Origin of the sequence: Flavobacterium alvei (assembly GCF_002920895.1) — a bacterium.
Classification (GTDB): Bacteria; Bacteroidota; Bacteroidia; order Flavobacteriales; family Flavobacteriaceae; genus Flavobacterium; species Flavobacterium alvei.
This window is the reverse complement of record NZ_PQVG01000009.1, coordinates 90934-99634: the sequence shown is the minus strand read 5'-3', so window position 1 is coordinate 99634 and position 8701 is coordinate 90934. Positions and strand designations below refer to the sequence as shown.

2 protein-coding genes are annotated in these 8701 nt (G+C 38.5%); both read right to left on the bottom strand.

The features are described from left to right. Nucleotides 1–239: 239 nt before the first annotated feature. Nucleotides 240–2615 carry a penicillin-binding protein 1C gene (pbpC, locus tag C3L50_RS14750; RefSeq protein ID WP_103806949.1) on the bottom strand — a complete coding sequence of 792 codons (2376 nt, stop codon included), beginning with the start codon at nt 2613–2615 and terminating at the stop codon, nt 240–242. Between the two features lie 165 nt (nt 2616–2780). After that, nucleotides 2781–8345 (bottom strand): alpha-2-macroglobulin family protein, encoded by a 5565-nt coding sequence (locus tag C3L50_RS14745; RefSeq protein WP_103806948.1) that lies wholly within the window; start codon nt 8343–8345, stop codon nt 2781–2783. Nucleotides 8346–8701: the final 356 nt, after the last annotated feature.

The window sequence follows — 8701 nt, the reverse complement described above, 5'->3', positions numbered from 1 at the left end:
CGAACAAAATAAAATATTAATGAAAACCTATAAAACTAAAAACAGCACCAAAAACGTTTTTGATGCTGTTTAATTTATTTAAATTTGTCTAATAATCTGTATCGATTATTTAGGACTAGTCATTTTTTCTATTTTTTTTAGGAGCTTAATCCAGCTATTCGTTACAATCTTATATGCCGAACCCCGGCATATAAGGATTTCCACTGCTATCTGGGCTAGGAAATTTGTTTTCAAAAAACCTACTCCCACAAAACCTCAATCTTTCTCCGAATTTCGTTTCCAAACTCGTCTTCAACCGTAATATAATGAATTCCCGAACTGGGCATTATAGGCATTTCGTGAAAAGTTTTGGTGCTTCCTTTATAAATATTGTCCACGTACCAAAACAGATGAACTCCTCTTGACGAATGCGCTACTTTCAAAATCACAGGTTGAATTTCGCTATTGAAATTCTTGGTCAAATAGATTTTCCCGTTGGTTTTTGGATAAATAAAATCCATCGAAGGCATTTGTGTCGAGGCACAATCTGCCCGAAAAGGAGGCAAAGGTTGGTATTCTATATGTTGGTTTTTATAATACCATTCCATAACCGGTGGCAAGACAAACCATTTTTTGGTCACGATATTTTCAATATTTTCACAACTGCTATTGACCCGATATTGCACAGTTTTGTCCAAATGAACTGTTTTGTGGTATGGGCAAACCGAAGTCGTTCTTCCTTTCAAGGAAACCAACTGCTTCATTTTCGGGCAATCATCCTGCGCCAAATGACCGCTCAAAGTGCATACTTCTACTTCTTCCAGATCATTCAGCGGTGTTTTGAACCATTTTTGTCTGGGCAACAAATTAAAAACATCAAACAAAATGGGTGCTGCACTGGTAACTCCTGTCAAACTTGGTCTTCCTTCGCCAGAGGCATTTCCAACCCAAACCCCAACAACATAACGAGAATTGGTGCCAATGGCCCATGCATCGCGATTCCCAAAACTGGTACCTGTTTTCCAGGCAATTTTTTGCGAGCTATCATAAAATTTCCAAGCTTCGTCGCCTTCAGGTCGATTCACTTCTTCCATAGCATTATAGGTCAGCCAAATAGAACCTGCTCCTAAAATGGTTTTATCAAAACTTTCCGTTCCAAAATCGGTTTTAAAATCATTTTGGTAATTCAATTCGGCAAATTCCTTGGTTCTGTATTGTCCTTGATTTTTGGCAAAAAAATCAATCGTCGAAGACAAACCAGCATAGGTTCGGCACAAATCCCACAAATTACTTTCGGCTCCACCAAGAATCAAAGACAATCCGTAATGATCTGGCGGTTTAGAAATGTCGCTCAACTTGAATTTTTGTAATTGTTCATAAAACTTGTTTACCCCAAAATTCTGTAACATCAAAACCGAAGGAATATTCAACGACCGAGATAAAGCCCGATGTGCCGGCACAGCTCCGTCGAAAGTGAGATTGAAATTCTGGGGCGTGTATCCCGAAATTTGAGTCGGAATGTCGGCAACCAAGGTGTTGGGCAACAACTCACCATCGTCTAACATTGCAGCATACAAAAACGGTTTCAAAATACTTCCGGTACTTCTGGGTGCACTAATAATGTCAACATCTTTTTGATGATTCCTGTCCGTTGGTGCATTGCCCACATAACTTATCACGTTTCTATTGGCAATATCGATTACCAAAATTGCCAAATTATTGACTTCGTTTTGTTTGTACTGATTGTAATATTGTTTTGCCATTTGGTTCACCCTATTTTGCAAAGCCAGATCAACCGTGGTTTTTACCCAAGTTCCTTCCTGATTTTTGACCACACGCTGCAATAAATGAGGCGCAATTTGTGGCAAATCAAAAGGTTTTTGCGGCAAGGGTTCGTCAATGGAAAGTTCGTAAGTTTGGCTGTCGATAATGCCTTCGTGATGCAGTTTCAACAAAAGATTGTTTCGTTTTCGAAATAATTTCTGTTGATTTTTTCCAGGATAAATCAGGCTGGGTGCATTGGGCAATACCGCCAAAGTCGCACTTTCTGCCCAAGACAATTGATGCGATTGCACCCCAAAATAACGCCACGAAGCCATTTCCAAGCCCACAACATTTCCGCCAAATGGAGCGTGAGCCGCATACAAATCCAAAATTTCTTCTTTGGAATCTCGAAGTTCGAGTCGTGTAGCCAAAATAATTTCGATAATTTTTTCGAAATACGTTCTGCCTTTTCCTTTTCGGGATAACCGAATCACTTGCTGGGTCAAGGTGCTTCCGCCACGAACCACTTTTCCTGCTCTGTTGTTCTGTTTTACCGCATTGATCATCGCCATTGGATTAAAACCAGGATGCTTGTAGAAATATTGGTCTTCAAAATAGACGATGCATTTCTTGAATTTATCTGGCACGCTGTCTTGAGCCGGAAACCGCCATTGTCCGTCTCTAGCTATTTTGGCGCCAAGCAACTCTCCTTCCCTACTTTCAATCACGGTGGAATAAGGCTCTTGAAACAAGGTTCTAGGCAACGAAAAATAATAAACCACCAATAGCAAAAAGGCCATTGATGATTTAATTTTATTCTTCTTTATCCAATTAATGATGCGTTGTAGGAACGCTTTTAGTTTCTTTTTCAAAGTCTTTTTATTTAACCGCAAGGGTCGCAAAGTTATACGCAAAGTTCACTGAAAATATTTAAAATTATAGTCACAGATTTTACGGATTAAACGGATTTTATATTTAGTGATTTTTTCAATCTGCGAAAATCCGTTTAATCTGTGTCATCCGTGTACGATTAAGCGCTACTTCACCACCTGAACCCAAAACCCTTTCGTTCTCGCCAAAAACGTATGGTCGTACATCGCTTCGCATTGCAATCCCGGCAAATAATAGTTCCCTAAATAAGAAGCATTGAGCAAGATTCTGAATGTTTTGGTTTCATTGGCATTCAATCCAAAATAGAAATTAGTTCTGTCATCACGAATATCGATATAATCGGCAATGTTGCTTGTGGCATCTCCATAATCGGTAAAACGCGTGTTGACGATTTCAAAACCCGAAGGCAGGATTTGCGACAAAGCCACATTTTCTACCCGTTCGTTTTTCTTGTTTTTGACAGTAACCACGGCCACAAATTCTGTCCCTTGATTGATTTTAGACACATTGATAATGGCGCCTTTCCTGTTTTTGAAAACCACACTGGCAAACAAATTATTTTGAATAATCTGCTCTTGACCAATAGGAAGAATTCCCGTATTGAGCACTCGAACAAAAACCGTGTTGTTTTTGTTGTTTTTTATCGTGATGCCGTTTGCCCCAGATTGTACAACCAAAGTTCTTTCGGCAATTGATTTCATCGTTTTTACAACTTGGTTTTTTCCATTATTATTAAATTGCACATCAATACCTTTGGTACCATTGCTTCGTGCAAATTTCGACATCGAATACAAACAATAGGCTGTTGTTTGCGTACTCATCCACTCGCTGCTTGACATTTGTTTGGCCAATTTGCTCGCCATCGAAAAAGCATTTTGTTTTTGTCCCAACAAAATCAAGGTTTCCAATGCCATCGCACGATTCCTGTCGCCAGAACCATAATAGTAATAATTGTATCTGGCATCAGACTCGTCTATTTTGCTTTTTGCCAACAGAGTCAATCCTGCCGCTTTTTGTCCTGCCAAAACATAAGCAGAAGCCAAACGCAATTTACTTTCATTCGAAATTCCTGCCGTTTCCCTCAATCGATTCATCGAAGACAAATCTGGCGAGCCTGCCAATGCCAAAGTATAAAGTCGGTAAGCTTGTGCCAAATCATTGCCGTATTGTGCCACAAATCGCCATTGCTTGGCTTGTTTTTGTTGGTATGAAATCCATTTTGACTTGAAATTGATAGGCAAAACATAGCCTTTTTTCTCGGCTTCTATCAAGAAATGTCCGGCATAGGAACTTCCCCAATCATCCGCCGTTGGTTCACCTTGCCAATAGGAGAATCCTCCATTAGACAATTGAAAACTACCCAATCTCGTGATTCCAGCAGTGACATTTTTCTGGATTAAATCTTTACGATTAGCATCAATATCAACCACATCATTCAAGAATAATTGTGGAAAAACAGCCGAGGTTGTTTGCTCTACACAACCGTGTGGATATTCTATCAAATATTGCAACCTTCTGTTGAAATCGATGGTGGGCATTGACGAAACTTCGAGTTTGGCCTTGTTACTTCCAGCGACTCCAAAAGTTTTCCAAGCAATCGTTTTGGAACTATTGGGAGGCAAAACCACATCTGTAAAAGTACTCGTTACCGGATTTGGATTGGTCATATCCATTTCGACATCATAAGTCGATTTCGCCGCTCCCGAACTGGCAATGATTTGCACTTTTCCAATTCCTGTTGCATTGCCGACTTCTAAATTGAAATACACCATTTTTTCGTCAGGTTGTGCAAAAGTTAGATTTTGAACAGCACTTCCAACCACCTTCAAACCATTGTTGGTTTTGATTTGAACGGTCACGTTTTTGATATTTTTTTCCATTGTAAAAACAGTAACCGGAATGGTCACTTTTTCCGAAGGAGAAATTTTTCTAGGCAAAGAAGCTAACACCATCAAAGGGCTACGAACAGGCGTTGCTTTTTCGACGCTTCCGTAAGCACTTGAATTGGCATCGGCTGCCACGACCATAGTTCTTACTGAACCGATGTACTTCGGCAATTTTATTTGATGTGTTTTGGATTGTCCTTTTTCTAACTTGAATGGACCGTAATACACCACAACAGGTTTGAAACGATTGGCTTTTTTGGCTTTTCCACCGCCCAAATCTTGGTCGCCACCAATACTGAAAATCTGGTTGACTTTTCCGCCATAGGCTCCGATAACCTCATCATAAACGTCCCAGGTTTTTACGCCCAAAGCTTCCCGAACATAAAAGGCATCCCAGGCATTTGGAGTCTTAAAACGAGTTAAATCCAGTAGGCCTTCATCAACAATAGCAATAGTATAAGTCATAGCTTTTCCTGTTTTTTCGCTTACCTTGATATTAAACTGCTGTTCTGGTCTCAAAACATCCGGCATAGCCAACTTCGGTTCGAGGATGGTATTTTTGTCAATCACTTCAATCGGAATAATGCCGTACATTCTGATTGGCAAATCGTTTTTAGTCGAAGCGTGCGGTTGCAACAAAGTAATGTTCAAATAAACGTTGGGCGCCATTGCAGCCGTAATCGGGACTTCGACTTTGGTTTCGCCTTGTTGGGTCTTTGCCCAAAGCGTTTGCATCACTTTCGAACCGTTTTCGATGGAAATCAAGGCGCGTCCACCCTCGCTTGAAGGAAAGGAAATTTGTGCTTTTTCGCCAACGGCATAATTTTTTTTATCGGTAGAAAAAACCAGCATATTCGCAGTTGAAGCATCGGTGTTTCTGGTTTTTCCTGACCAAATAGGCCAATCAATATTTACTGCCAATGCCGTTGCGTGGCCTTCGTTTTCATCCGAAACCCGAATTAAATAACGTCCCCATTCTTCATCATTCAAGGCAAATTGCAAAATTCCTCTTCCGTTTGCTCCCGTATTTAATTGGAAGCTTTTATAAGCAGTTGTAGCGTTAGACGAATTATAATTTGATAAATTATCGCTCGAAGCATCCCACCACCAGTGCCATTCGACTTTATATATCTTGATTTCTAAATTTTTTACCGCTTTCGGATACCCATTTTCATCTACTGTAATAATTTCGAAACGGTTGTTTTTTCGAGTTTCAAGCATTCCATATTTGTTCAGCTCAGGAGATTTTATTCCTACATAGGTTTTGTATGGAGAATAAGTAGTTGCCATTACATCGGTACTGAAATCACCACCTTCTTCATACACTTTGGTGATAAAAGAGGCTTTCAACATTCCCGGTGCTTGACCTTGTAATTTGGGCTGGATATTTACCGACGCTCTTCCATTAGCATCCAGTTTTCCAGAAAAAATATTAATTTCTTCGGTGCTGAATTTGCGCACCATATCATCAAAAATATAGTTGGAATAATTTTTAAAAGTAGTGGTTTGTTGAGTAAATTTTGCCTGCATTTCTACTTTCAAATTTTTGGCAACAGCCCCGTGAAGCCAAGCCACTTCAAGGTTACTTGTGTTGGGATATGAAGAAGAAAGCATGGCATTTTTGAAACTATTTTTAATCTTTAGACGATTGGGTTTTATGGTTTCAATTTTGATGCTTTTATAGAATTTTGCGCCTCCCACATTGGCCATTGCTTCCCAATTTCCTGTTGGCGCATCGGAATTGGTGGGAACAACAAAGAGATAATGGTTCCAGTCATTCGATCTTTGAACGGTTTGATAAACGACCTTCCCATTAGGATCGGACAACCTGAATTTGATGGGATGTGAAGATGGTAATTTATTCTCTGCATCATTCAAAATAAACGACAAATATAATTTATCGCCAGGACGCCAAACGCCGCGTTCCCCATAAATATAGCCTTTGAGTCCTTTTTGCAAGGTTTCGCCAGCCACATCAAAATTACTGACCGACAGTGAATTACCATCATCAAGCTTAACATAAGTCGATTGATCTCCTAAAGTGACAATGGCAAAATAAGCAAATCTATCCAATTGAAAATTGGCAATCCCTTCGCTGTCCGTAGCCACGGTAGCCAATTTTTGTTGCTGATAACTATACAAATCGACAGTTGCATTTGAAACGGGCTCGGTGGTCACGATGTTGTTCACGGCAACGAAATAAGATTTATTTTCACCACGTTTTGCAATAACTCCCAAATCGGAAGCGAGAATATTAGTTCCTATTTTGGTATTGCGGTAATAGGATTTTGTACACGGATTGTCTCTGTCTTGCCAATTGTAATCGTCGTCATAATAATCGTCATCATAGTAATTGCCTCCACTATAATTAACATCATTTTCATCAACAACAACATCTTCTTCTTGATTTTCATCTACCGAAGGAGATTCGCATTTGTATAAAGAATAGGCCTTCTTAAAACTGAATTCAACTCGATAAATAGCCCCTGGTTCTGGCTTGATTATCTTGGACAAGTCTAGTCCAAAGGTGTTCCATCGGTCAAAATTCAACAGTTTATTTTCTTTTAAATTCAAGGTGGTTTTTGCAATAGGTTGTGCGACACGTTTCAAATATTGAGTCCCATTCAACTCGTTGTCTTGCAGAAATTGGAGAATGTTGCTTTTGTAAATTTTATAGACTTTCACATCAACAGCGCTCAAGTTTACTGCTTCGAAATTAAGCTTCAAATTATTTGAACTGGGCAAAATAGTTCCATTTTTCACAAAACGCACACTCGGTTTGGTTTGTTCGAAAGAGACTTTTGTGGCAAAGTTTGTCGCCATTTTTTGCCCTTCATCATTTTCGATTCCTTGAAAAGCTTCGACCAAAAGTACCCCATTAATTTCCTTCGAAGGTTTTCGATTTCCATATTCATCGACTTCTTCATTCGATTTATCCGAACCGTCATTATTGAAAAACACTTTCAATAAATTGCCTTGCACCACAAATTTTAGATTATTGGTATTTTCGATAGCTACCAAACCACTAAAATCCTGACCGTTTTGCAAAGGGTCGGAAAAATTGATATACAAACTTTGAACGTTCCCTTCTGGAATCTGAACTTTCATTACTTTGAAAACATCCTTTGCCGCAATGACATAATCCACACTTCCTTTTTGGTCAATGTTAAAATCGCTGCCGTCATACGAAATTTTCACTTTACTTTCTTCTGGAAAACGCTGAATACTGTCAATAATAAACTTGAATTCTGTTCCAGAGCTCACTGTTTTGTCGAATTTTATTTTTAAATTCTTGCCTTTTTGCTCGGCCGAAATTAGTTGTTTAGCCGTTTCCAAATCGATGTTGTCGGCGGTTTTCAAGGTTCCATTCAAATACTGGAAATCTTTATTATAGGATTGAACATCGTGGGTTTCCACGGCAAAATCCTGTTTGATGGTTTTAATGGTAAAACGAAATTCGGAGAGTTCTTTTTTGACGGAAATCAATTTATCTAAATTCAATGTGATTTGATATTCCGTGTCCGATTTCAACTTTTCTTCGGGAATAAAAGCAATGGTGTTGTTGGAAAGTGCCACCACTTTTCCATCAACATTTGGCGAAATGTCAAACAAATCGCTGTCTAAAACCTGATTGGCTTTCCATTCTTTTTTATCGAAAGCCAAAACTACCCTAATATCCGAGGTGGTCGAGACGACTCCTCCGGTAAAACTGTTTATATACTGTTTAAACAATGAAAAATCAGAATTGAAATCGGATGATTTCTTGCTACACGCTTGAAATACAAAAAAAACAAAAAACACGTAAACTAATCCTTTTGCTTTCATTTTTATAAAGAGTTAATGGGTTACGAAAAAAAATGTGTGACGCCACTAAATAGCATTCCACATAAAATGCACAACTGCGAAATGGCAGTATATATTGTAGTAAAAGTATATTATTTTTAAATTGCTTTAAGAAGAATTTTCAGAATAAATAAAAAAAATTTTTACCTTCTTAACTTCAAAAAAAAACATCAATAAATTGACTCCATAACACAACAAAATAAGTAAGTAGAAAGTTTAAAAATCGGAAAATAAAAAACCTAAAAATCGCTAAAAATTAATGATTATCAATTATTTATACAACCTTAAGACAAAAAAAATGAGCCCAATACACCATCGAGTTCATTCTAATACATTCA